This is a genomic window from Rhodococcus sp. RCBS9 (assembly GCF_029457415.1).
Taxonomy (GTDB): Bacteria; Actinomycetota; Actinomycetes; order Mycobacteriales; family Mycobacteriaceae; genus Rhodococcus_F; species Rhodococcus_F qingshengii.
The window spans coordinates 4,287,705-4,311,984 of the sequence record NZ_CP120422.1 but is presented as its reverse complement, the minus strand read 5'-3'; the positions used below and the strand labels follow the sequence as shown (position 1 = coordinate 4,311,984).

At 62.3% G+C, this 24,280-nt stretch carries 25 protein-coding genes; 13 read left to right on the top strand and 12 right to left on the bottom strand.

Features of this window, described 5'->3' with window-relative positions:
* Window positions 1-99: 99 nt before the first annotated feature.
* The 3 genes from P0M12_RS20310 to P0M12_RS20300 are packed head-to-tail and all read left to right on the top strand — an operon-like array spanning window position 100 to window position 2,998.
* The gene (locus P0M12_RS20310) at window positions 100-852 is read left to right on the top strand and encodes an aldolase/citrate lyase family protein (RefSeq protein ID WP_162114626.1); all 753 of its coding nucleotides are present in this window, start codon (window positions 100-102) and stop codon (window positions 850-852) included.
* Window positions 849-2,213, top strand: a complete 1,365-nt coding sequence (locus P0M12_RS20305) for an MFS transporter (RefSeq protein ID WP_162114625.1) — start codon at window positions 849-851, stop codon at window positions 2,211-2,213. The genes P0M12_RS20310 and P0M12_RS20305 overlap by 4 nt, the downstream gene beginning before the upstream one ends.
* On the top strand, window positions 2,201-2,998 hold the full coding sequence (locus tag P0M12_RS20300; RefSeq protein ID WP_270009182.1) for a carbon-nitrogen hydrolase family protein: 798 nt from the start codon (window positions 2,201-2,203) through the stop codon (window positions 2,996-2,998). The genes P0M12_RS20305 and P0M12_RS20300 overlap by 13 nt, the downstream gene beginning before the upstream one ends.
* Here the strand turns inward: P0M12_RS20300 and P0M12_RS20295 are convergent.
* The 5 genes from P0M12_RS20295 to P0M12_RS20275 form a co-directional block, all read right to left on the bottom strand.
* Entirely contained in the window at window positions 2,995-4,026 is a 1,032-nt protein-coding gene (locus P0M12_RS20295; protein ID WP_021333908.1) for an alpha/beta hydrolase, read from the bottom strand. The genes P0M12_RS20300 and P0M12_RS20295 overlap by 4 nt on opposite strands.
* Before the next feature lie 168 nt (window positions 4,027-4,194).
* The gene (locus P0M12_RS20290; protein WP_003941505.1) at window positions 4,195-4,491 is read right to left on the bottom strand and encodes a DUF2516 family protein; all 297 of its coding nucleotides are present in this window, start codon (window positions 4,489-4,491) and stop codon (window positions 4,195-4,197) included.
* A gap of 95 nt (window positions 4,492-4,586) precedes the next feature.
* The gene (locus tag P0M12_RS20285) at window positions 4,587-5,414 is read right to left on the bottom strand and encodes a heparin-binding hemagglutinin (RefSeq protein ID WP_003941552.1); all 828 of its coding nucleotides are present in this window, start codon (window positions 5,412-5,414) and stop codon (window positions 4,587-4,589) included.
* Entirely contained in the window at window positions 5,407-5,913 is a 507-nt protein-coding gene (locus P0M12_RS20280; protein WP_003941483.1) for a helix-turn-helix transcriptional regulator, read from the bottom strand. Before P0M12_RS20280 ends, P0M12_RS20285 begins: the two co-directional genes overlap by 8 nt.
* Window positions 5,914-6,016: 103 nt before the next feature.
* Window positions 6,017-7,297, bottom strand: coding sequence for a DUF445 domain-containing protein (locus tag P0M12_RS20275; protein WP_020968906.1), 1,281 nt, complete (start codon window positions 7,295-7,297; stop codon window positions 6,017-6,019).
* Window positions 7,298-7,482: 185 nt separating this feature from the next.
* Between P0M12_RS20275 and P0M12_RS20270 the strand changes: the two genes are divergently transcribed.
* Both P0M12_RS20270 and P0M12_RS20265 read left to right on the top strand, forming a co-directional pair.
* Window positions 7,483-8,202 (top strand): TetR/AcrR family transcriptional regulator, encoded by a 720-nt coding sequence (locus tag P0M12_RS20270; RefSeq protein WP_020906745.1) that lies wholly within the window; start codon window positions 7,483-7,485, stop codon window positions 8,200-8,202.
* Between the two features lie 57 nt (window positions 8,203-8,259).
* A complete protein-coding gene (locus P0M12_RS20265) occupies window positions 8,260-9,114 on the top strand; it encodes a polyphosphate kinase 2 family protein (RefSeq protein ID WP_277376749.1) in 855 nt (284 codons plus the stop codon).
* A 16-nt stretch (window positions 9,115-9,130) separates the two neighbouring features.
* On the opposite strand, the gene P0M12_RS20260 is transcribed toward P0M12_RS20265, so the two are convergent.
* Entirely contained in the window at window positions 9,131-9,352 is a 222-nt protein-coding gene (locus P0M12_RS20260; protein ID WP_039973486.1) for a hypothetical protein, read from the bottom strand.
* Window positions 9,353-9,466: 114 nt separating this feature from the next.
* Here P0M12_RS20260 and P0M12_RS20255 point away from each other — a divergent pair, with 114 nt between their 5' ends.
* On the top strand, window positions 9,467-10,036 hold the full coding sequence (locus tag P0M12_RS20255; RefSeq protein WP_042923281.1) for a DUF2231 domain-containing protein: 570 nt from the start codon (window positions 9,467-9,469) through the stop codon (window positions 10,034-10,036).
* A 22-nt stretch (window positions 10,037-10,058) separates the two neighbouring features.
* On the opposite strand, the gene P0M12_RS20250 is transcribed toward P0M12_RS20255, so the two are convergent.
* Window positions 10,059-10,472: a DUF6292 family protein gene (locus P0M12_RS20250; RefSeq protein ID WP_003941464.1), complete on the bottom strand. Its 414-nt coding sequence runs from the start codon at window positions 10,470-10,472 to the stop codon at window positions 10,059-10,061.
* A gap of 120 nt (window positions 10,473-10,592) precedes the next feature.
* On the opposite strand from P0M12_RS20250, the gene P0M12_RS20245 reads away from it, so the two are divergent.
* Window positions 10,593-11,861 carry a glycosyltransferase gene (locus tag P0M12_RS20245; RefSeq protein ID WP_003941555.1) on the top strand — a complete coding sequence of 423 codons (1,269 nt, stop codon included), beginning with the start codon at window positions 10,593-10,595 and terminating at the stop codon, window positions 11,859-11,861.
* 54 nt (window positions 11,862-11,915) lie between these two features.
* Here P0M12_RS20245 and P0M12_RS20240 read toward each other — a convergent pair whose 3' ends face one another.
* Window positions 11,916-12,359 (bottom strand): STAS domain-containing protein, encoded by a 444-nt coding sequence (locus tag P0M12_RS20240; RefSeq protein WP_007735372.1) that lies wholly within the window; start codon window positions 12,357-12,359, stop codon window positions 11,916-11,918.
* A 391-nt stretch (window positions 12,360-12,750) separates the two neighbouring features.
* Here P0M12_RS20240 and P0M12_RS20235 point away from each other — a divergent pair, with 391 nt between their 5' ends.
* Both P0M12_RS20235 and P0M12_RS20230 read left to right on the top strand, forming a co-directional pair.
* Window positions 12,751-13,182 carry an ATP-binding protein gene (locus P0M12_RS20235; RefSeq protein ID WP_003941553.1) on the top strand — a complete coding sequence of 144 codons (432 nt, stop codon included), beginning with the start codon at window positions 12,751-12,753 and terminating at the stop codon, window positions 13,180-13,182.
* Window positions 13,179-13,973, top strand: coding sequence for an RNA polymerase sigma factor SigF (locus tag P0M12_RS20230; RefSeq protein WP_003941515.1), 795 nt, complete (start codon window positions 13,179-13,181; stop codon window positions 13,971-13,973). Before P0M12_RS20235 ends, P0M12_RS20230 begins: the two co-directional genes overlap by 4 nt.
* Before the next feature lie 37 nt (window positions 13,974-14,010).
* Here the strand turns inward: P0M12_RS20230 and P0M12_RS20225 are convergent, their stop codons facing one another.
* From P0M12_RS20225 to aceA, 4 genes are all read right to left on the bottom strand, one after another.
* Window positions 14,011-15,051, bottom strand: coding sequence for an NAD(P)-dependent alcohol dehydrogenase (locus tag P0M12_RS20225; protein ID WP_042452947.1), 1,041 nt, complete (start codon window positions 15,049-15,051; stop codon window positions 14,011-14,013).
* Window positions 15,052-15,123: 72 nt separating this feature from the next.
* The gene (gene metE / locus P0M12_RS20220) at window positions 15,124-17,430 is read right to left on the bottom strand and encodes a 5-methyltetrahydropteroyltriglutamate--homocysteine S-methyltransferase (protein ID WP_064443305.1); all 2,307 of its coding nucleotides are present in this window, start codon (window positions 17,428-17,430) and stop codon (window positions 15,124-15,126) included.
* 91 nt (window positions 17,431-17,521) lie between these two features.
* Window positions 17,522-18,418 carry a 3-hydroxybutyryl-CoA dehydrogenase gene (locus P0M12_RS20215; protein WP_003941541.1) on the bottom strand — a complete coding sequence of 299 codons (897 nt, stop codon included), beginning with the start codon at window positions 18,416-18,418 and terminating at the stop codon, window positions 17,522-17,524.
* 184 nt (window positions 18,419-18,602) lie between these two features.
* Complete coding sequence (aceA, locus tag P0M12_RS20210; RefSeq protein ID WP_003941533.1) at window positions 18,603-19,892, bottom strand: isocitrate lyase; 1,290 nt, start codon at window positions 19,890-19,892, stop codon at window positions 18,603-18,605.
* 504 nt (window positions 19,893-20,396) lie between these two features.
* Between aceA and P0M12_RS20205 the strand changes: the two genes are divergently transcribed.
* From P0M12_RS20205 to ramB, 4 genes are all read left to right on the top strand, one after another.
* On the top strand, window positions 20,397-21,020 hold the full coding sequence (locus P0M12_RS20205) for a serine/threonine protein kinase (protein WP_223304378.1): 624 nt from the start codon (window positions 20,397-20,399) through the stop codon (window positions 21,018-21,020).
* 79 nt (window positions 21,021-21,099) lie between these two features.
* The gene (locus tag P0M12_RS20200) at window positions 21,100-21,387 is read left to right on the top strand and encodes an FmdB family zinc ribbon protein (protein ID WP_037129638.1); all 288 of its coding nucleotides are present in this window, start codon (window positions 21,100-21,102) and stop codon (window positions 21,385-21,387) included.
* 94 nt (window positions 21,388-21,481) lie between these two features.
* Window positions 21,482-22,741, top strand: a complete 1,260-nt coding sequence (fmdA, locus tag P0M12_RS20195) for a formamidase (protein WP_042923284.1) — start codon at window positions 21,482-21,484, stop codon at window positions 22,739-22,741.
* A gap of 125 nt (window positions 22,742-22,866) precedes the next feature.
* Complete coding sequence (gene ramB, locus P0M12_RS20190; RefSeq protein ID WP_003941547.1) at window positions 22,867-24,279, top strand: acetate metabolism transcriptional regulator RamB; 1,413 nt, start codon at window positions 22,867-22,869, stop codon at window positions 24,277-24,279.
* The last annotated feature ends 1 nt before the right edge of the window (window position 24,280 follow it).

Genomic DNA, 24,280 nt, shown 5'->3' with positions numbered 1-24,280 from the left:
CAAGTATTCACTGTGTATACATGACGTATACGACAGTTGTGCGGGCCGTCACACGATCCGATCAGTCGTAGAATCCCAACTGCCAAGGAGCCCACCAGCATGTTCAGCACTCCCGCCGACCGCCGTCACGCGATCTGGCTGTCCGATCCGAGCTTTGCCGCAGCAGAAATCGCGCGCGGACTCGGCTACGGCGCGGTGATCCTCGACATCGAACACGGGTCGTTCGACCTTGCCGACCTCGAGCGATTCATCCCCTTCCTTCGCGCCCTGGAAATGGAGGTTCTCGCGAAAGTCCTCGGACCCGAGCGCGGACCCATTCAGCAGGCTCTGGACTTCGGCGCTACTGCCGTTGTCATTCCACACATCGAAAATGCTTCTCATGCAAAGGAAGTCACTGCGTTCGCCAAGTTCCCACCGCTCGGTGATCGCAGTTTCGCGGGCGGACGCACGACCAACTACGGCGGCTTCACCGACGACTGGGTCCGTCGCCAGGACACGTCCACTCGCTGCTACCCGATGATCGAAGACGCGGGAGCAATCGAGAACATCGCGGACATTCTGGCACTGGAGACCGTCGACGGCGTGTTCGTGGGCCCGTCTGATCTATCGCTGCGCCGAGAACGCGGTGCGTACACACGCACCGACGGCGATTTCGCCGACCTCGCTATCGTTGCCGCAGCGGCAGCCGAAGCAGGCAAGCCATGGGTGCTGCCGGCGTGGAGTGTGGAAGAGAAGGAATTCGCCGTCCGACACGGCGCTGATCAGATGGCGTTGATTATGCAGCACGGTGCCCTCGCCGCCGGCTTCGCCGGACCGCTTGATCAGATCACTCGGATTCGGGAGTCTCGATGACAACACAAACCTCGGAGCCCGGCTCGTCACCGACGGAGACGGCCGTCCCGCAGAAGATCGGCCGTGCTCGTTGGGGTATCGCCGGAGTACTCGGTGTCGGCATGTTCGTCAACTACATCGACCGCGTGAACCTCTCCATCGCCGCACCGGAGATCATGCGCGACTTCGACATCAGCGCTTCGCAGATGGGAATGGTCTCGTCCGCGTTCCTGTGGACGTACGCCATGCTCCAGATGCCGATCGGTTCGTTCATCGACCGCATCGGCGTGCGGTGGGTCAATCGAGCTGCCGCGTTTCTCTGGGCCGTGGCGTCGTTCGCCTCCGCTGCGGCAGGTGGACTGGGAATGCTCCTGGTCGCCCGACTCGTCCTCGGTGTCGGCGAAGCGCCTACTGTCCCAGCCGGCTGGAAAGCAATCGGCCAATGGTTCCCGAAGCAGGAGCGCGGGACCGCGACTTCCATCTTCGACGGGTGCGCCAAGATCTCGAACGTGATCGGCATCCCGATCATGGCGTTCTTGGTCACGACGTTCAGCTGGCACGCGGCCTTCATCTTCACCGGCATCCTCTCCGTGGCCTACCTCGCGATTTGGTGGCTGCTGTATCTGACGCCCAAAGAGGCACTGGCGAAAGGTCGGCTGAGCCAAGCGGAGTTCGACTACATCCGCGAGGGCGGCGCCGAAGACGAGGACGCAGAAACCAGCGGTTCGCTCAATGGTTTGGGCTACCTCCTGCGGCGACGCAAGACTTGGGGACTCGCCCTCGGGTACGCGTCCTATACGTACGCCTACTACGTGCTCTTGACCTGGCTCCCCGCCTACTTGGAGAAGAGTTTCGGGGTCAACCTCCTCAAGGGCGGCATCTACACGATGATCCCGTGGCTCGTCGCCGTGATCGCACAGTTCCTCATCGCCGGCATCCTGATGGACAGGTGGTTGGCCAAAACGGGTGACGTCACCAAGGTCCGCCGTACGGTCCTCGTGGTCAGCCTCCTGGCATCACTTGCTGTCACGGGAGCGGCATACGCGGGATCGATCGCAGTCGCCCTGATCTTCCTCTCGATCGGAGCCGCAGGACTGGCAGTGTCGGTCCCCGCAGGTTCGTCCATCGTGGCGCTTATCGCGCCGGAGGGATACACCGGGTCGCTCGGCGGCATCGTCAATTTCGTGGCGAATCTGCTCGGAATCGCGGCGCCCATCGTGACCGGCATGGTGGTCGACGCCACCGGTTCGTTCGCCGGCGCGTTCATCGCGACCGGTGCGGTACTCATCGGCGGAATCTTCTGTTACACCGTGGTGCTCGGCAAGATCGAGAGAATGCCGGCGCCCCAAGCCCAGAAAGGCACAACCACATGGTCGACGTAGCAATCGCACAGTACGCCCCAGGACTCGACAAGCAGTCGAATCTCGAGCAACTCACGAAACTGGCAAGCGAAGCGGCGGAATCCGGTGCTCGCATCGTGGTCGCTCCCGAGTACGCGATGTTCACGGCTCCGAGCATGGACTCACGTTTCGTCTTGACCGCCGAGTCGCTCGACGGCGAATTCGTCTCAGCGCTGGCAGACCTCGCAACAACTCTCGGTATTCACATAGTCGCCGGGATCAACGAGGCAGTTACGGGCTCCGACAAGATCTCGAACACCTTGGTCGCCCTGGCCCCGAAACTCGGTGTCGTTGCGATCTACCGAAAACTGCACCTGTACGACGCTTTCGGTTACAAGGAATCGGACGTCGTCCGTGCCGGTGAGATTTACGACCCCGAAACCTTTGTCGTGGAAGACGTCCGGTTCGGTCTTCAGACTTGCTACGACCTTCGCTTCCCGGAAACGACACGACGGATCGTCGATGTAGGCGCCGACGTTCTCCTCCTCCCGGCAGAGTGGGTGCCCGGCCCGTTGAAGGAAGATCACTGGACAACTCTCGTCCGCGCCCGCGCGATCGAGAACACGATCTACGTCGCGGCGGCCGACCAATGCGCACCGGCGGGATCAGGCGCGAGCATGATTGTGGATCCGATGGGCGTCATCGTCGCATCTCTGGGAGAACGCGTGGGTATGGCGACTGCAACCGTCTCCCTCGAACGAATCGCGGAGGTTCGGATGAAGAATCCGGCTCTCGAACTACGCAGATTCGGAGTCACCGCGCGCTAGAGATTGCGCAGTCGCACGATTTCCTTGTCGAACTCGTCGATGTTCTCGATCGACGACATGTGACCGACGCCCGGCAACACGATCAACCGTTCGAGGTTGCCGGCGTCGTCGAGGACTTGCGCAAGCTTGCGCGCATGGACCGGCGGAGTGAGCCGATCGAGCGAACCGACGAGCACGGTGGTCGGCACTTCGAGATTGTCGAGTCCCTCGTGAATGTCGAGGGTGCTCAGCGCTGCTCCCCAACCTCCACGGATGCGGGGCTTGCACTCACGAACGATGTTCTCGCAGAACTGAATCTCGGCCTTGGTCGCGTTCGGTGACATCGAGACGTACTGGATCGCCTTCGTCATGGCGCCCGAGGAGACGAACGGAACGGGCGAACTGAGGATGGCGCGGCCCACGGGGACCGGCACGCGAGGGAAACGATTAGGCAGTGGGATGACCGTGGTCTCGGCGATCAACCTTTCGCTCGCGGTGCTCGCGAGCATGACCGCCGACGCGTACTTCTTGACCTCGTCGGGGTGACGACCTGCCCAGGCGATGATGCTCATCCCGCCCATGCTGTGACCGACGATGACGGCCTTCTTGTCCTCGCGAACCGTGGCCGCCAGCACTGCAGAGAGATCGTCGGCAAGGACGTCCGGGCCGAGCGGAAGATTGCCGACGGTGCTGCGGCCGTGACCGCGCTGATCGTAGGTGATGACGCGATATTCGCCGGCAAGCGCATTGACCTGCGGGTACCAGAATTCGGTAGAGCACGTCCAGCCGTGACTGAGAACGATCGGATCGCCGTCGACGGGACCGTAAGCCCGGACATTGATGATCGCACCGTCGTCGGTGGTCAGTTCGCTGATGTCAGCTTTGAGAGTCGGAGTCTTCAGGAGTGCATTGGGCTCGACGTCGCTCGAAAGAGTCAACCCACGCGTGGATCGCCGATGACGGATCCCAGCGACGGCCGCGACGAGTGCTCCCACTCCGACGGCGCCTGCCAGTACTCGAAGCTCTGTGGTGCGCGAACGACTGGACATGCATTTACCCCTGACTGCTGCTGACGACAGACGGATGCAATCTATGTGTGACTGCCGTTAACCGACACTATCACTCGAACAACGCCCGTTGTCAGCGTTGGAGAGAAGAGTGGGGCAGCACACCATGAGCCGGGAACCACGGCTCGGAATGAGCGGGAGTGCGGCAAACTACCAGCGAGAACCGCCGTGCTGAATGTCGTCCACCCGCGGGCGAACGTCGACGAGATACACGCACACTGCAACGACCGCGATGATGCCCAGGAGCCCGACAGGGGACGTCGCCAAGAGGATCAACGCCGCGACGATCAGAATTCCCAGCCAGATCGGCTTGGTCAATTTGTTGACCGCGGTGAAAGCGTCAGGACGCTGCCTGACGGCATGAACGATCGCGTAGACAGCACCCACCAATGCGAGCACTTTGAGTGCGAGAAAGATCAGACCGACTAGCCCATCGACTTGAGTCACAACTACATCCTAAGTTCTCATCCGGTTCCCGACGAACACGAAGGCTCCCACACTCGGCTGAGCGCGGGAGCCTTCGTCAGGTGGAGCTGGGCAAATCAGGCCTTCTTGGCCGGAGCAGCCTTCTTGGCCGGAGCCGGTGCGGTGGCCTTGGCCGGAGCAGCCTTGGCGGGTGCAGCCTTGGCCGGAGCGGCCTTCTTCGCGGCGGTGGTCGCGCGCTCCTGGACGTCGGAAGCAGCAGCGGTCACGCGAGCGGCAGCTTCCTTGGAAGCCTCGTCAGCCTGGTCACCGAGGTCGAGGACCTTCAGTGCAGCCTCGTCGCCTGCGTCGGCGATCTTCTCACCGGCGTCAGAGATCTTCTCGCCGACCTCTTCTGCGGTGTCGGAGATGCGTCCGGCAGCGCGGCCGGCCAGCTTGGCAGCCTGCTCGCCCACGGCGCGCGTCTGACGAGCAACGGTTCCGAGTGCGTCTTCGGTCAGCTCGACGGCGTCGCCGAGTGCCGACTCTGCAGCAGCGATGCCTTCTTCGACTGCGGGCTGCTTGCGGATGCGCTCGACTGCGTCTTCGCCACGTTCTGCGAGGGAGTTGTACAGATCTCCGGCAACCTTGAGGTATGCCTCGGCGACCTTGCGGAGTTCCTCGGGTGAGAACTTCTCGCGCAGCTCGGCAAGCTCTTCGGGCAGCTCGGACGGCAGGCCGGCGAGACGCTCGCGCAGCGCATCGACGCTCTCGGCAACGTCACCCTGGACGGAAGCGAGCTTCTCGCGAGCACCGTCGACACGGCCGTTGACATCGCCCTGGGTGTTCTCGGCGCGCTCACGAACCTGAGCAACTACATCGGCCACGGCCTGGACAACCAGGTCGCCTGCGCCGACGGCGGCGTAGAGCGAGGTCTTGACGCTGTCGATGGCGTTCTTGTCAGTCATCTTGTTCTCCTAGTGAAGTCTCGGTGTCTGGAATTGCGGCCGATTCAGCGAAATCGGGCGCTGCGGCTGGTCTTGACGACTCGTTCTCGCGACAGAACGAGTCGTAGATTTCGAGCAGTACTTGCTTCTGCCGTTCGTTGATGGCCGTCTCGGCCAACACCGCGTCCCTGATGGGACTGTGCGGGCGTTGCTCGAGATATCCCGCTTGGACGTACAGCACTTCTGATGAGACTCGAAGGCCCTTGGCGATTTGCGCCAGTACGTCCGCCGACGGTTTGCGCAATCCGCGTTCGATCTGACTCAGATACGGATTGCTGACGCCGGCGAGTTGAGCGAGTTGGCGCATCGAAACTTGGGCGGCTTCCCGCTGTGCACGAATGAACCCCCCGATGTCGTGTGCCGCAGAGCTGACGACGCGAGCTGCCAAGTCGCTTGCTCCGGCTGCGGCACCGGATGATTCACGATCTCCGTCATCGGAGTTCGTCGACTTCGCTGGCATTGCGTCCTCCCTTTCCAGTGGACATTTCCCAGGATAGGAGAGGGTGCTAACTATTGCAAGCACTACTGCTAGCACTCGTGGTGGACGTCACATACTGGACAGCTCAGCCGAAGATGAGCGTCGAAATCGTGTAGATCAGCAGTCCGGCGATCGAGCCCACAACGGTGCCGTTGATACGGATGAACTGAAGATCTCGACCGACCTGCAACTCGATCTTCTGGCTCGCTTCGTCGGCGTCCCACCGCTCGACGGTGTCACTGATGACTCCAGTGATCTCGTCGGTGTAGTTCTCCGCGATGTACTTGGTGCCCTGCACCAGCCAGCCGTCGACCTTCTCACGCATGGACTCGTCGTCACGCAGCCTGACTCCGAAGCCGGCGACGTTCTCGGCGACCTTGGTCCGCAGGGTGCTGTTCGGATCGTCGACGGACTCCATGATGAGCCGCTTGGCAACCTGCCATGTCGACGACGCCAGACCCGTCACTTCCTCGCGACCCATGATCTCGGCCTTGATCCCCTCGGCCTTCTTGATGGTCTCCGGGTCGTTCTGCAGATCATCGGCGAAGTCGATCAGGAAGCGGTTGGCGGCGAGGCGTACCTCGTGTTCGGGGTTGGAACGGACCTTCCAGGTGAACTCGACGAGTTCCTTGTATATCTTCTCCCCCAGCATGGCGTCGACGAACTTCGGCGACCACGCGGGCGAATCGCGAACGATCACACGATCGATCGTCTCCTGGCTGCCGAGAGCCCACTGATGTGCCCGCTCGGCAAGCAATTCGATGATCGGCAGTTGCTTGTTGTCCTTGAGAAGTTCACCGAGCACTCGGCCGATCGGCGGTCCCCACATGGGCTCGGCCAGACGCTTCACGATCGTGTTGTCGATGATCTGGGCGATGTCCTCGTCGCGAAGAACCTCGACCATGCCGCGCAAGACCGTCGACGTCTCGGCGGCGACGCGAGCGGCGTTGGCAGGTTCGGCCATCCACGTGCCGAGCCGCAGCGGAATCTGCGCCTGCTGCACCTTGGCCGACACAACCTCGGGAGCCAGGAAGTTTTGACCGACGAATGAGCTCAGGCTGGCTCCGAGCTGGTCTTTCTTACGCTTGATGATGGCAGTGTGCGGGATGGGAAGGCCCATCGGATGACGGAAGAGCGCGGTGACGGCAAACCAGTCGGCAAGCGCGCCGACCATGCCTGCCTCGGACGCGGCCCGGACGTACCCGACCCACTCTCCGGCGCCGCGGGATTCCTGCCACCGGCAGAAGATGTAGACCACCGTCGCGAAGCCCAGAAGGCCAGTAGCGAAGACCTTCATCTTGCGAAGGTCCCGACGCTTGGCGGCGTCGTCGAAGGCGGAGAGGCTCAGTTGCTGCACCCTCGCCATTGTGCCGAAAGGTGTGACGCGGCGTAGCGCGAGCGACACGAAGTCCGATTCTGCAGGACCTAATCCCCCGAACTGCGGATGTGAGTGCCCGAGATAAAGGCGCGGACATTAAGCTGGACCGGAAAGTAGACCGATCGGACGTGGCTCGCACCACAGATATGAGATGACTCGTGGCCAAGAATGCCGTGCAGGACAACGAGCAGGTAGACGGCCCAGTCGTTGCTGATGCGAAGCCCGAGAAATCCGACGGTCGGAAGCGTCGTTGGCGTGAGCACAAGATCGCTCGCCGCGAGGAACTCGTCGACGGCACCATCGCCGCCATCCGCGCGCGCGGCCGTGAGATCGGCATGGACGAGATCGCGTCCGAGATCGGTGTCTCCAAGACCGTGCTCTACCGATACTTCGCCGACAAGAGCGACCTCACCACCGCCACGATGATGCGGTACGTCGAGACCATCCTGTCGCCGCGTATCTACGAAGCGATCAGTGGCGATCTCGACGATTTCGAACTCACCCAGGCGAGCATCACCGCATACGTCGAGACGGTGGCATCCGACCCCGACATCTACCTCTACGTCATGGCCAACGGCGCCGGCGCCAACCGCGACGTCGTTGCCGATTCCGAGCGCATGATCGCCGAATTGCTCTCCACGGTGTTGGGCAATCGTCTTCGCGAGATGGAGATGGATTCCGGCGGTTCGCTGCCGTGGGCGTTCGGGATCGTGGGCGGAATTCAGCTCGCGACGCACTGGTGGATCTCCAACAAGTCGATGTCCGCGGAATCGCTGATCGACTACCTCACGATGATGACGTGGGGCGGCATCACCGGCATAGCTGCGGTCAACGGATCACCGGCCAAGTTCAAGTCGGTTCCGCATCCCCTCGTCAAGCCTGCCGAGGACTGACTCGCCCGAGACCGAACTTTCGGGCCACCGGGCGCGATCCTGTGGCACTCTTTCGGCATGGCACAAGACTCGCTGTGGGAAACACCGGCCGCCAAGACCCTGCGGGCGGAGCCCGGGTTCGAACTCGATCAACTCGATCGCAACAGCACTCCGGGATTCACCGGAAACAAAGCTGACGGCGAACGTCTGCTCGAGGAGCGCGGCGCGGTTCTGTCCGACCTGCAGGAGTTGCTGTACGCCAACGGCCGGTCCGGGGACAGTCGTTCAGTCCTGCTGGTTCTGCAAGGAATGGACACCGCAGGCAAGGGCGGCATGGTCCGACACGTGATCGGTCACGTGGATCCTTCGGGAGTTCAGCACGCGGCCTTCGGCGTCCCGACCGAAGAGGAAAAGCAACATCACTACCTTTGGCGGATCAAGAAGGAACTCCCCCGCGGCGGCTATCTCGGTGTGTTCGATCGCTCCCACTACGAGGACGTCCTGGTAGTGCGCGTCCACGATCTTGTCCCGGAGGATGTCTGGAGCAAGCGCTACGACGAGATCAACCAGTTCGAAAAGGAACTCGTCGACGCCGGAACCACCATCGTGAAAGTCGCGATGTTCGTCTCGCTCGACGAGCAGAAGAAGCGACTCGAAGAACGTCTCGACCGCCCGGACAAGTATTGGAAGTACAACCCCGGCGACGTGACCGAACGCGGTTTGTGGCCTGCATATCAACAGGCGTATCAGGCAATGCTCGACAAGACGTCGACCGAGCACGCGCCGTGGTACGTCGTGCCGTGTGATCGGAAGTGGTACAGCCGCATTGCGGTAACCGAGCTACTGATCGACGCTCTGGAAAAGCTCGAGCTCGACTGGCCCCCTGCCGACTTCGACATCGAGGTGGAGAAGGCACGACTCGCACAGTCTTGATCAGAAGCAGGCCTGATCAGAACAGGTGTGGGGATTCGCGGTGCACTTTGTGGTCGTGACGCACAGTACTGGCGTACAGGGCTACCGCGAGGCCGATGCACGCGACGCCGGCGAGGCCGGCGATCAATGCCCAACCACCCTGGCCTGAACCTGCCGCCACCAGAAAACTGCCGAGGCAGACCACTGTGGCCAGCACCAGGAAATACGACGCCCACGCTGCAAAGAGATTGAGCTTCATCGTTCGCTCCTCCGGTCGGATCTCTTTCGTTTCGACCGTACGCCGGAGCATGACGGTCGACAAGACACCGCCGTCGCGAGGTTTCCCGACGTCTACGCCGGGTAGCCGAATTACATGGACATCGGAACTCTTTATCGCGGAATCGAATCCGCTCGCGGACTGGACGGTCCGTCCACTGGCCTCAGGCGCAGAATCCTCGAGATCACGGAGCGATCCGACCGATCGCGCACTGTCGCCGCACTTCTGCGCGGCGCCGCCGTCGGGCATCCCATCCATCCTGCCCTCGTGACCATTCCCGCGGGCGCGTGGACGGCTTCGTTGGTCTTCGATGTTCTAGGCGATCCGCAGACTGCACGACGGCTGATCGGGCTCGGATTGGTTTCGACTCCGCCGGTTCTGCTGACGGGATGGCTGGACTGGTCCGAACGTGGCGACGTCGCACGCCGAGTGGGGCTGGTGCACGCGGCGTCGAATGCAGTGGGGATCTGGTCTTTTGCGGCGTCGTACAGGCTACGCGGAAAGGACTCACTCGCGCTGGCGCGAGTGCTGTCGGTGCTGGGGCTCACCGCGGTCGGTGTCGGTGGCGCGCTCGGTGGTCACATCGTTTTCAAGCTCATGGACGATCCGGCCGTGGAGGCTGCAGCGACTCCGGTTCTCGATCCCATCCTGGATGTAGTCAACTGAGCCGATCGGACCTCGATACTGTTCAGGCGTAAGCACTTCCGGAGTAGCTCCGCAGTTCTCGCGCGGTCTCGTCCGAATCCGCCAATGGTCTGTTCATGACCCAGTGTGGGCTGCGCGTGCCCAGTGTCGCGGCAAAATCGGCGACGGCGTCCGGGGTCGGCACTGCGTGTTCGCCCAGATATCCGAGAACGATGAGGTCCTCCCCTGATCTGGTCTCCACGGCCAGGGCCCAACCGCACGTCTCCTCCCACAGCAAAGCCACCTCGCGCCCGGGGAAACGCGGCACAGTTCGGTCCAATGCGATGTAAGCCTCCAGAGGGTGCTCGCGCCTGCAACACCACTGCTCGATGCCGGCCCCCACACCGACCGCCACCCGTTGTACGTACCGCTCGAACCCGAGTCCGACGGTTGCGTCGACCAGCATTTGTTCTGTCATCGAACCTCACTCCTCGCCATCGTGTTTGGAATGTGCCCAGCGCTGACCGCGTCGAAACCCGGTTCAGATCACGGACTCCGGGTATCCCCAGACGAACCGATCAAGTGGAGAGGGGACCCGATGAAGTACTCGCCCGCTATGGCTCCCGGACGAATGCTGAAGATCTCCATGGTGTCGGTGAACGCCGATCCACTCGCACCGGTGGGCTGCTCGGCAGCCGGTGCACAGAACCTGCACGTCGACGAACTGTCTGCCGCCTTGGTTCGTGCCGGACACGACGTCACCGTCTTCACCAGGCGTGCCCACGTCGGTGGGCCGGACCGCGTTCGCGCCCGCGCCGGGTACTCCGTCGACTATCTCGAGGCCGGCCCGACGCAGGCTCTTCCGGATGCCGACATCCTCCCTCACCTGGGAACCTTTGCCAGCATTCTGCGCGCTCAGTGGAGTACCGACCGACCCGATGTGGTGCACTCGCACTTCTGGATGTCCGGTGTGGCAACGGAACTCGCGACCCGATCGCTCGGCATCCCCGTACTTCAGACATTCCATTCCCTGGGATCTGCGGCGCACCGCCACCTCGGAGCAGCCGACGACAGCCCCTCGGAGCGGACTCACCTGGAACCGTTGATCGCCAGGGGCGCAACCCATGTCATCGCGACCAGTTCGGACGAAATCTTCGATCTGGTCCGGCAGGGATCACCACGATCACGGACCACGATGGTGCCCTCGGGCGTGGACACCGAAGCATTCACCCCGGAGGGACCCGCCGCGAAGAAAACCGCACCGCATCGATTGATCTGCGTCGGAAGACTGGTGGAGCAGAAGGGCTTCGATGTTGCCGTCGCCGCGCTGGCTTCGCTGCCGGATACGGAGTTGGTGGTGATCGGCGGGCCACCCGTCGCGCAACTGAGCACCGACGAAGTGGCGATCCGCTTGGTCAAGCTCGCCGAGCGCCTCGGCGTCGCAGATCGCGTCCAATTGTTGGGACGGGTTCCGCACCGCCAACTACCGAAACTGATGCGATCGGCCGACGCCCTCGTGTGCACCCCTCGATACGAACCGTTCGGAATCGCGGCACTGGAAGCAATGGCGTGCGGAGTTCCCGTAGTCGCGACTCCTGTTGGCGGACTGCGGGATACGGTGATCGACGGACTCACCGGGCGTCGGGTCCCGGTCAACAACCCGGTGGAAACCGCTCGCGCAGTCCGCCATCTTCTCGACGACGAGGACGAAGGCGCGGCGTTTGCACGGCAGAGCCGGGCCCGAGCGTGCGAATCGTATTCGTGGGATCACGTCGCCACCGAAGTGGTCCGCACCTACGGCCGCTGCGTCACAGCACCGCCGAGAGCCCGCCAACACAAGGGCACTCACCGAAGTGAAGTGCACTGACGCTGACGGGCTCTACGAAACTGAATTCACGAAGCTTGGACTGAAACTGCGTGATCAAGCGGGGAAACGTCGGGTCTCTTCGAGTCCGATTGCATGATCGAGCGACTCGTAGCAGGCAAACATCGACTCCTGACCAGCTGCTTTGAGCAACCTTTGCACCGGGCGGGCGCAGACGAGCGCGAGTGTGCCGCCCACGTCGCGTGATCGCGTCGACAGGACCGACAGTACGGACAAGCCGCACGTCCCCATGAATTCGAGTTCGGATAGATCGACGACCAGCGTCCGGTCCGCGGCCACGTGGTACGTCAAGAAGTCACGAAAAGCATTGGCGCTCATCAGATCGATCTCACCACGAACTTTGATCACAGCGGTGTGTGCACTGATGCGGTGCGCGTGAAACGATGCGGTCGCTGTCCCGGTCGCGGGAGGTCCGTAGTCTACCGATCCCTTCGCCGCGTTCGTAAAGCCTGAAATAGATGATCCTGGAACAACAGTCATGGTTCTCCCATCCCGCAACGGTTTACACTCTGCAAAAGAGAAGGGACCTCCGAAGGAGACGCACGATGAACGGGTCTCCAGAAATACGGATAAATCCCTCATCGGCTGTGTGCTCAACCTCGGTTTGAAACAGTACGCCAGCATGACGGACGTCACAAGTGCGTTGCGACCATTCGTTTCGGTGTTCCGAACAAAAATGTGGTTTGGTCTGCGGTTCCGCGAGGTAATCCGATGTTGCGATCGCCAACGGTCGTGAGCAGAATCGTGTCGTTTACCCCGGCACCACCATCGACCAAATTTCGTGTTCGGGGGTCACTGTGAAGGTCGGGATGGGTATCGTTCTCGGCACCAGACTTCACCGCGACCCCTGGTACGACGATCCGGAGAACTTATGGCACACCTCAGCGCACTCGAGCCCGATCAGGATCAGACTCAGCCAGTTGTGGAGTTGAGGATTCAAGCGACTCTCGATCAGCTGTCGATTTTGCGTGCACTGGCCGCCACCGTTGCCATTCAGGAAAACTTCGACCTCGACGCCATCGCCGACATCAAACTGGCCATGGACGAAATCTGTACGCATCTGATCGTTCGCGCTGCGCCTGATTCGGTTCTGGTGTGTCGGTTCGTCTTCACGCCCCCGCAATTGCACGTGTCCGTGTCCACGACGACCACGGAGTACGAGGACAGCAGTCAGCGTTCGTTCGGGTGGCACATCCTCACCGAACTCACCGATTCGATTTCGCTCGACCAGGAAGAGAACCTCGGCGGCGTCGGCTACATCACCACCATGAAGTTCACCAAGGCCCTCAGCGGGCGCCTGTGACCGCTTCCGCAGACGGCCCGTCACGCCCGCGTCGGCGGTCCACCGACGAATATCGGGACGTAATACCAGTTTTCGAGGAACTGCGGACCCTCGAGCCCCACAGCCCGGAGTACGAACGAGTGCGCACTGCACTCATCACCAGATGCCTACCGTTGGCCGAGCACATCGCCAGACGATTCGACGGTCGTGGCGAGGCACACGACGATCTGGTTCAGGTGGCGCGTCTCGGTCTGGTCAACGCCGTCGACCGTTTCGATTCCACGCGCGGATCCGATTTCGTCTCGTTCGCAGTTCCCACCGTGATGGGCGAGGTTCGACGACACTTCCGCGACACCGGTTGGGCATTGCGGGTTCCCCGCCGGATGAAGGAGTTGCACTTCCAACTCGGGCAGGCCATCAGCGAGCTGTCACAACAGCTCGGGCACGCGCCGACCGTCGACGAGTTGGCCGAGACGTTGGGGATCGAACGCGAAGAAGTTGCCCAGGCCTTGATCGCCGGCAACGCGTATCAGACGGTCTCGGTCGACGGTGCCGCGTCCAATCACACCGACGATCTCCCGCTCGTGGAGACACTCGGTGACTACGACGCAGCTCTCGAGAACGTCGAGAATCACGAGGCGTTGCGTCCGCTTCTCGACAAGCTGCCCGAGCGAGAGCGGACGGTGTTGATGCTCAGATTCTTCGGAAATCTGACGCAGACACAGATCGCCGAGAAAGTCGGTGTGTCCCAGATGCACGTGTCGAGGTTGCTCGCGAAGACATTGAGTAATCTTCGCGAGCAACTCGACTGAGCTCCGCGAACAATTCGACTGAGCAGGACCGAGCGGGTCAGATTGTTGCGGTGTCGATCACGAATCGGTATCGGACGTCGCTCTTGATCACGCGCTCGTAAGCGTCGTTGATGTCGCTCGCCGGGATCAGTTCGATTTCTGCGCCGATGCCGTGCTCGGCGCAGAAGTCGAGCATCTCCTGTGTCTGCGGGATACCGCCGACCATGGAGCCGGCGAGGCTACGACGGTTTGCGGCGAGCGAGAATGCTCGAACTTCGATCGGCTTCTCGGGCAGGCCGAGTTCGACGAGAGTGCCGTTGATGGCGAGCAAGGACATGTAGGCGTCGATGTCGAGGTTGACCGAGACCGTGTTGAGGATCAGGTCGAACTCGCCACGAAGAGCCTTGAACGTCTCACGGTCGTTGGTCGCGTAGTAGTGATCGGCACCGAGACGAAGGCCGTCTTCCTTCTTGCCGAGCGTCTGGCTCAGGACGGTGACTTCCGCGCCGAGCGCCTTGGCGATCTTCACACCGACGTGACCGAGGCCGCCGAACCCGATGATGGCGACCTTCTTGCCGGGGCCGGCATTCCAGTGCCGCAGCGGTGAGTACAAGGTGATGCCCGCGCACAGGAGCGGCGCTGCAACGTCGAGTTCGATGCCCTCCGGGATCGAGAGCACGAAGTGCTCGGTGACGACGATGTGCGTCGAGTAGCCACCCTGAGTGCGCTCGCCGTCGCGGCCGGTGGCGTTGTACGTACCCGTCACACCCTTGCGGCAGTACTGCTCTTCACCGGCGGTGCAGGCGTCGCACTCCCCGCACGAGTCGACGAAGCAGCCGACGCCCACTCGGTCGCCGACCTTGTGCTTGGTGACATCGGACCCCACGGCGGCGACGACGCCGGCGATTTCGTGTCCGGGGACGATCGGGTACTTCGCTCCGCCCCACTCGTTGCGAGCGGTGTGGATGTCGGAATGGCAGATGCCGGCAAATTTGATGTCGATGAGAATGTCCAGTGGACCGAGCTCGCGGCGTTCGACAGTGGTCTTCTCGAGGGGACCGTCAGCGGACGTCGCGGCATAAGCAGCAGCAGTAACCATGCACACATGCCTACCCGTGCATGGAGGGACCTGCAACTCGCAGGCCCCTCCATGACTTGTTCTTTACGTGACTTACCCGGCGTCGCGCTCGGCTTGCTCGGCCCGACGACGCAGGCGCCTCGCGGCCGCAACCATATTGCGCAGCGAAGGCTCGAGTTGCCACGGATGGCGGGTCTTGAGGCCGCCGTCCGGGTTTGCCCACAAGCGATCGAGAGAGATCGATTCGCTTGCCTCGGTGAGCAATTCGTCGAGTTCGTCGATGTCGGGAATCCGAGCCGAGCGAGATTCGTAGACACCGGGGCCGACGCCGTGCGTGAGCGCGCCTTCCTTGAGTGCTTCGAGAACCCACGTGATGGAGCGGGTCGCGACGATAGCCGTCACATCGGCGTCCAACCGTTCGATGGCGTCGACCACCGACGACCGAGCGGAGTACGTCAGATGTGTGTGGATCTGTGTTTCCGGCTTCGCTCCACCTGTTGCCAGACGGAACGCGTCGACGGCCCACTCCAGGTAGGCCTCCCGGCCGTCCTCACGCAGTGGCAGCAGTTCACGAATTGCCGGTTCGTCCACCTGGATGATGGCGATTCCGGCAGCTTCGAGATCCGCGATTTCGTCTCGAATGACAAGTGCCAGTTGCTCTGCCGTTTCGTAGAGCGGCTGATCCTGGCGAACGAACGAACGGGCGATCATGGTGACCGGACCCGTCAGCATTCCCTTGACCGGCTTGTCGGTCAGCGACTGCGCGTACGCAATCCACTCGACCGTCATCGGCTTCGGACGTGCGATGTCGCCGTAGAGAATCGGCGGACGCGTGCAACGAGATCCGTAGGCCTGAACCCAACCGTTGTGCGTGAAGGCATAGCCCTCGAGCAGTTCGGCGAAGTACTGGACCATGTCGTTGCGCTCGTGCTCGCCGTGCACGAAAACATCGAGACCGATGTCCTCTTGCAGACGGATTGTGCGCTCGATCTCTTCCTGGATGCGCTTGTAGTAGTCGTCCCACTCCAAACGCCCCTGGCCGAGTTCGTAACGAGCCTGGCGAATCGCGTCGGTCTGCGGGAACGAACCCAGTGTCTGGGCCGGCACCAAGGGCAGATTCAACCGTTCCTGCTGAGCCTTACGACGCTCCTCGTACGGTGCACGCACACGATCTTCGGGCTTGATCGCGTTCACCCGAGCACGGACAGCGTGCTTGAGCTTGAAGTGCACCTTCGTCGGACGCTTACGCCACTTGTCCGAAGGACCTTCGGCGAGCGCCTTCGCCAGTGAGACGACTTCGCCGACCTTCTGCTTCGCAAAAGCCAGACGGTCTGCGACGTCTCCCGGAATGTCGTACTCGGAGAGCACGTCGTACGGCACGTGCAGCAGCGACGACGACGTGGAGACGACGAGGTCAGGCACAACGTCTTTGAGTTCGTTCAGGTACGTCAAGGTGTTGAACCGGTCGACGCGCCAGACGTTGCGACCGTCGACGACGCCCGCGTAGATGCGCTTGCGCTTGATGTTCGGCACCGCGGCCAGTTCCTCGGCCGTGATCTTGCCGTGCACCAGGTCCAGACCGAAGGCTTCGATCTTGGTGGGCGCCAAGATGTTGAGGGCTTCGCCGAACTTGCCGTACGGACCCGTCACCAACAGGCGCGGGCGCAGCGGGGCCGTCGAAAGCTTCTCGTACGCACGTCCCAGAGCGGCTAGCTCCTCGGGGGTGCGGTCCTCGGTGACCGAAGGCTCGTCCAACTGAACACAGGTCGCACCGGCCTTGGCGAGCTGCTCGAAGAGCTTCTCGTACTCGGGCAGGAGCGCGTCCAACAGGTCGAGCGGGGTGAAGTTCGGATCGGACTTCTCGGTGGCAGGTCCGACCTTCGAAAGCAGAAGCAGCGAGACGGGCCCCATGATGACGGGGCGCAATTCGATGCCGCGCGCCTTCGCACGTTCGAACTCGTCGAGAAGTGCATCCGAGTTGAGCGAGAACACCGTGTTCGCGTCGATCTCGGGCTGACGGTAGTAGTAGTTCGTACCGAAGAAGCGCACCAGCTCGAGAGGCGGGAAGTCCGGGCGGCCGCGGGCCATCGTGAAGTAGAAATCGAGCGGCTCGAGGGCGCCCTCGAGCGGCTTGAACCGCTCCGGCACTGCGCCGAAGAGCAGCGCATTGTCGAGCACGTGATCGTAGAAGGAGAAGGTGTTGCCGGGAACCTGGCTCAATCCCGTCGCAGCCAATTCGCTCCAGGTCGATTCCTGGAGTTCCTTGGCGACCGCGAGAAGTGCGTCCTTGTCCGAAGTGCCGTGCCAGTAGGACTCGAGGGCGCGCTTGAGCTCACGGCGCGGCCCGATGCGCGGATACCCCAGGACGCTGGAGCCGAATGCTGCAGTGCTGCTGGACATGCGGTCGACCTTTCTAACCGAGGGGCGCGAGCGCCCTGTGCGCCTTTGTGGTAGCCGGAACTACCAGAAAGGCGCACAGGGGCGTTGGGCCTTAGCTTGCCTGCTTGGTGGAGCGACCGTTGTCGGCGTACTCGTAGAAGCCCGCGCCGGACTTCTTGCCGGTCAAGCCTGCTTCGACCATACGCAGGAGCAACGGCGGAGCGGAGTACAGCGGCTCCTTGAACTCTTCGTACATGGAGTCGGCGATGGACTTGACGGTGTCGAGTCCGACCAGGTCCGTCAGAGCCAGCGGACCCATGGGGTGCGCGAGGCCGAGAACCGTTGCCTTGTCGATGTCTTCCTTGGTCGCGAAGCCCGACTCGACCATGCGGATCGCCGAGAGCAGGTACGGCACCAGGAGTGCGTTGACGACGAAGCCGGAGCGGTCGGCACTGCGGACGACCTGCTTGCCGAGGATGTCGCTGGCAAAAGCCTCGGCGCGCTGCGAGACGGAGGCACTGGTCTTGAGCGTCGTCACCAATTCGACGAGCGGCAGAACCGGAACCGGGTTGAAGAAGTGCATGCCGATGACTCGCTCGGGACGCTTGGTCGAGATGCCGAGCTTCATGATCGGGATCGACGACGTGTTGGACGCGAGAACCGCATCCGGGTCCGTCACGACCGCGTCGAGCTCGGCGAAGATTTCGCTCTTGATCTTCTCGTCTTCGACGACGGCCTCCACGACGAGCTGGCGGTCCGCGAAATCTCCCAGATCGGAGGTGAAACGCAGACGCCATGCGGCCTGCTCACGCTCACGTTCTGTGATCTTTCCGCTGCTCACGCCGCGGTCGAGCGAACGCAGGATGCGTGAACGCCCGGCTGCTGCAAGCTCGCGAGTCTGCTCGAAGACCAGAACATCGACATGTGCGCGGGCGCACACCTCGGCGATTCCGGCACCCATGATTCCGGCGCCGATAACGCCGACGCGCTGAATTTTTTCGCTGGTCACGTCAGCTCCTTGTTTGTCTCGTGGAGTTTGTCTGGTGAAGGTGTTGCAAAACAAGCACTTCGAACTGCGTCGACGCTGGTGGCCGACGCAATCGGAACTGCCTTGAAGACGAGAGAAAGTGGTGCGGTGATACAAGCAGGGGAGAGACCCGAAGCCGAGCCTCTCCCCCACCCGAAGTCAGTTCTTAGTGGAACTGTCCCTCTTCGGTGGAGCCCTTGAGAGCTGCCGTCGAGGTGTTGGGGTCAACGGTGGTGGCGATGGTGTCGAAGTAGCCGGCGCCAACCTCACGCTGGTGCTTGATGGCGGTGAAGCCACGCTCTTCGGCAGCCTTGAACTCGCGCTCCTGCAGGTCGACGAAGGCCGTCATGCCTTCGCGGGCGTAGCCGTAGGCAAGGTCGAACATGCCGTAGTTGAGCGAGTGGAAGCCGGCCAGCGTGATGAACTGGAACTTGAAGCCCATTGCGCCGAGCTCCTTCTGGAACTTCGCGATGGTCGCGTCGTCCAGGTGCGCCTTCCAGTTGAAGGAAGGGGAGCAGTTGTAGGCCAGGAGCTGGTCCGGGAATTCGCTGCGAACGGACTCGGCGAACTTCTTTGCAACCTCGAGATCCGGCACGCCGGTCTCCATCCAGATGAGGTCTGCGTACGGTGCGTAAGCCTTGGCGCGAGCGATGCAGGGCTCGATGCCGTTCTTGACGCCGTAGAAGCCTTCAGCCGTGCGGGTTCCGTCGAGGAACGGGCGGTCACGCTCGTCCACGTCGGAGGTGATGAGGGTTGCGGCCTCAGCGTCGGTGCGGGCGATGATGACGGACGGAACGTCCGCGACGTCGGAAGCCAGGCGAGCCGAGGTCAGGGTGCGGATGTGCTGCTGCGTGGGGATGAGCACCTTGCCGCCGAGGTGGCCGCACTTCTTCTCCGAAGCGAGCTGATCCTCCCAGTGGACACCGGCAGCGCCGGCGCCGATCATGGCCTTCTGCAGCTCGTAAGCGTTGAGAGCGCCACCGAAGCCGGCTTCGGCGTCGGCAACGATCGGAGCGAGCCAGTTGCTGACGGAGGTGTCACCCTCGGTCTTGGCGATCTCGTCGGCGCGCAGCAGTGCGTTGTTGATGCGACGGACGACGGTCGGAACCGAGTTGGCCGGGTAGAGGCTCTGGTCCGGGTACGTGTGGCCCGAGAGGTTCGCATCGCCGGCAACCTGCCAACCGGAGAGGTAGATGGCCTTCAGGCCGGCGCGAACCTGCTGCACAGCCATGTTGCCGGTAAGTGCACCGAGGGAGTTGATGTAGTCCTCGTTGTTCACGAGATCCCACAGGATCTCGGATCCGCGACGAGCGAGGGTCTGCTCCTCGACGACGGTGCCCTGGAGCTTGACGACCTGATCGGCCGTGTAGTTACGAGTAACGCCCTTCCAGCGAGGGTTGGTGTCCCAATCCTGCTGGAGCTCAGCTGCGGTCTTCGGGGTGCCGGTGGTCGACATCAAGACTCCATCTCTTTGATCTGCTGGTCCGGCCTGTTGTGAGCAGTACGTGCGTACTACTTCACATACTTGCCAGGCCCTTCTTGTGTACTTACCGAGAATGGCACATCGAAAAAGTGCCGTCTACCTGTTGCTAATGCCAATCTTCGCTACCTTTTCAACACACTTTGCTAAGTCTGTGAAGATTCCTACGCGGCTGGTACTACCCAATCGGACAGGTTCCGTACTGGCGAGTAGGAAAGAAACCGCAGGCTGTGAACGAAATGCACTCAACTCTGCCGCTTGCGAATTCCGGCAGTTCGCACGCCACTCGGAACAGGCCTGTCCGCTACTTCGGAGCCAACTTCACTACCCGCGAGTGACCGCAATCACTCCTCGGCAACAGCCTTCGCTCGGGCGATTCCAGGGATCTACCCGTCAGAAAGCCACAGACAACCCATTCGCCGGCCATATGCTGTCGAACCATGACTTGTCGTTCGACGCCCCCGACCGGGCGATAAAGCGGTGCCGGACAACTATCAGCGGCCACCGAACAACCAGGCATGGTCGCAATCCGGTCCACAGCCGCCGCAGTTGGGCTACCGAGCCGCGCCGCAGTCGTATCCCCCGCCCCAGGGATTCCCGCCTGCACCGCCACGTGGAAATCCGCCGCCGCGTCGGCCCGGCTGGGTGATTCCGGTATCCGTAATCGGAGTCATCACTGTGTTGGCTCTCTTCGGCGGGCTTGCCTGGGTCCTCTGGCCGAAGGACGTCCCCAACTCGGCCGCCGGTGGCGCCGCCCACACCACCATCAGCGCCGCGAACACACCCGGCACCACGACAACCGCTCCCAGCACGACATCCCCGACGACCACACGCGCCGCGAACTTCCCGGCCGGTGCGTCCGCCTGCCCCGGCGGGCAGCCGGCCGGAAGTTACAAGGAGTCCGCGACAAGTGGGGGCAAAACTTCATGTGAGTTTGCCGAGGCGGTTCGGATCGCCTACGGGAACTCCGGTGCAACCGGTGCATCCAGCACCGTGTCCGCACGTAGTCCGGTGACCGGCAAGGAGTACACGATGGCATGCAAGGTGACCTCCGGCATCGTCACCTGTACCGGCGGAGACAACGCGGTTGTGTACTTGCGCTGACGGGCGCAATTGCGGCATCGGCAACCCGGTGCGTGTCGTTCCAGTGTCGCACTTACGGATCCTCCGATAGCGTGACCGCATGCCTCTGTACGAGTTTCGCTGTACCGGCTGCGGCCCGCTCGAGCGGTCGTTCGCGATGGCCGAAGTGCCCCAGTCGATTACTTGCCCCCAGTGCAGTCTCGAGTCCAAGCGGGTGGTCTCGTCTCCCCGGTTGAGTCACGCGTCGTCGGCCGCGATGGGTCTACTGGACAGCACTGCTCGATCGGCTCACGAGCCTGCCGTGGTCAGTGGGTCGCTACCCGGCCGCGGCCGGCAATCTGCGCCGACGACATCCAATCCGTTGCACCGCAAGCTACCTCGCCCCTGAGCGTCCTCACCGCGCGCCCTCGCCGTGAGTCCCGATCCGACACGAAAGTCCTGCCGCCACGAGTTTTCCGTTTCTTCGAGAATGAGGAGTGCATATGCCTGAACTGCTGTTTCCACTCGATTCCGCCAAGAAATTCACCGACCAGGCAATCGTCGGCCACAATCGGTGGCACCCGGACATCCCAGCGGCGGTGACGGTGAAACCCGGTGATGCGTTTCGTGTCCATTGCCGCGAATGGTTCGACGGCGCAATACACAACGACGACTCGGCCGACGACATTCTCAATGCACCACTGACCACGGTCCACACGCTGTCCGGCCCCTTTGCCGTCGAAGGCGCGAAGCCCGGCGACCTCTTGATCGTCGACATCTTGGATATCGGGCCTATCCCCCAAGAAGATTCGGGTCCGTTGGCCGGACAAGGCTGGGGGTACACCGGCATCTTCCCTCGGAACAACGGCGGTGGCTTCCTCACCGAACAGTTCCCCGACGCGTACAAGGCCGTCTGGGATTTCTCCGGCCAAACGGCGACGTCGCGTCACATTCCGCACGTCTCGTTCACGGGCATCGTCCACCCGGGACTCATGGGCACGGCTCCGTCGGCAGCCTTGCTCGCCAAGTGGAATGCCCGCGAGGGCGCCCTCATTGCCACCGATCCCAATCGGGTTCCCCCGCTTGCCCTTCCGCCTGAGCCCCGCGATGCAGTACTGGGAACCTTGACCGGTGACGAGTACACACGCGTGGCCGGCGAGGCGGCTCGTACCGCTCCCCCGCGTGAGAACGGCGGAAACCAGGACATCAAGAACCTCACCAAGGGCAGCCGAATCTTCTATCCGGTGTTCGTGGACGGTGCGAATCTGTCGGTCGGCGATCTTCACTTCTCCCAGGGCGACGGTGAGATCACTTTCTGCGGTGCCATCGAGATGGGCGGCTTCATCGATCTTCGTGTGGACATCATCAAGGGCGGAATGGATACCTACGGTGTTTCCGAGAACGCCATCTTCATGCCGGGCAACACGGATCCGCAGTATTCCGAGTGGCTTGCGTTCTCGGGCACTTCCGTCACGTTGGACGGCGAACAGAAGTACCTGGATTCACATCTGTCCTACCAGCGTGCGTGCCTGCATGCGATCGAGTATCTGACCAAGTTCGGGTACGCGCCAGAGCAGGCGTACCTGCTACTCGGCGCGGCACCGATCGAGGGCCGCCTGTCGGGTGTCGTGGATATCCCCAACTCGTGTTCGACGGTCTATCTCCCGACTGCGATCTTCGACTTCCCCCTTGCACCCTCGTCGAGCGGGCCGTTCCAGATCGATCCCGGAATCGGCGCCCCGCGTTCGGAGAACAGGGTCTAGGCCTCCGGCCCCGTGAGTGGTTAGGGAGTGCCGAGGCTCCTCAACCACTCACGGGGGCGGAGCCCCCGTGCGAAGACTGCGAACCCACCTTTGCGAAGCCGGACTGTCACTCGTATCCTGGGAAAATGTCGAAAACCTTTGTCGGTGTCCGGCTCCGCCAACTGCGGACCGAGCGCGGGTTGAGTCAGGCTTCGCTGGCCAAGACGCTCGAGATCTCGGCAAGCTATCTCAATCAGATCGAGCACGACGTCCGGCCACTCACCGTGCCGGTGCTCCTGCGAATCAGTGAAGTCTTCGGTGTCGACACCACCTTCTTCTCCCCGCAGGACGACACACGCCTGATCGCGGAAATGCGTGAAGTTGCCCTCGATCAAGAGATGGGTATCGACGCCGACGCCCACGAAATCGCGGAGATGGTCTCCACCCACCCGGGCCTGGCCAAGGCGATGGTGAACATGCATCGCCGCTTCCGCAACACGACGGCCCAGCTCGCCGCAGCCACGGAGGACCGTTTCTCGGACGGCAGCGGCAGCGGTTCGATCACCATGCCGCACGAGGAAGTGCGCGACTACTTCTATCAGCGACAGAACTACATCCACGATCTCGACACCGCAGCCGAAGAACTCACGGCCCGGATGCGCTTTCACCGTGGCGACGTCGCCGGCGAGATCGCCAGACGCCTCGAGTCCGTCCATGACGTGCAGATCGTTCGACGAGTCGACTTGGGCGAGAACATACTTCATCGTTACGACCCGGACACCAGGGTCCTGGAAATTTCCGCAAGGCTCTCCGGCGGGCAACAGGTCTTCAAGTTCGCGACAGAACTCGCATACCTCGAGCATGGCGACCTGCTCGACTCGTTGGTGGCCGAGGGCAACTTCACCAGCGAAGCGTCGGTCTCCCTGGCGAAGCTTGGTTTGGCCAACTATTTCGCCGCGGCCACCGTGCTGCCCTACAGCCAGTTTCACGAGGTTGCCGAGGACTTCCGGTACGACATCGAGCGCATGTCCGCCTTCTATTCCGCGAGCTACGAGACGATCTGCCACCGCCTCTCGACCCTGCAGCGCCCCAAACTTCGCGGGGTTCCGTTCATGTTCGTGCGTGTCGATCGTGCCGGAAACATGTCGAAGCGTCAGTCCGCCACCGGATTCCACTTCTCCACCAGCGGCGGTACGTGTCCGCTGTGGAACGTCTACGAGACGTTCTCGTATCCGGGCAAGATCATGCCTCAGATCGCACAGATGCCCGACGGCCGCCGATACCTCTGGGTTGCTCGCACGGTCGAACGTCGAGCGGCTCGATACGGACAGCCCGCAAAGATCTTCGCCATCGGATTGGGATGCGAGATTCGACACGCCCACCGACTCGTCTACAGCGACGGTCTGGATCTGGACGAGTCGAATCCGGGAACGCCGATCGGCTCGGGCTGCCGTGTCTGCGAACGCCTCAATTGTCCGCAGCGTGCCTTCCCTCCGTTGGGTAAAGACCTCGACATCAGCGAGCACCGGAGTTCGATTTCGCCGTACGTGATTCGCTGAC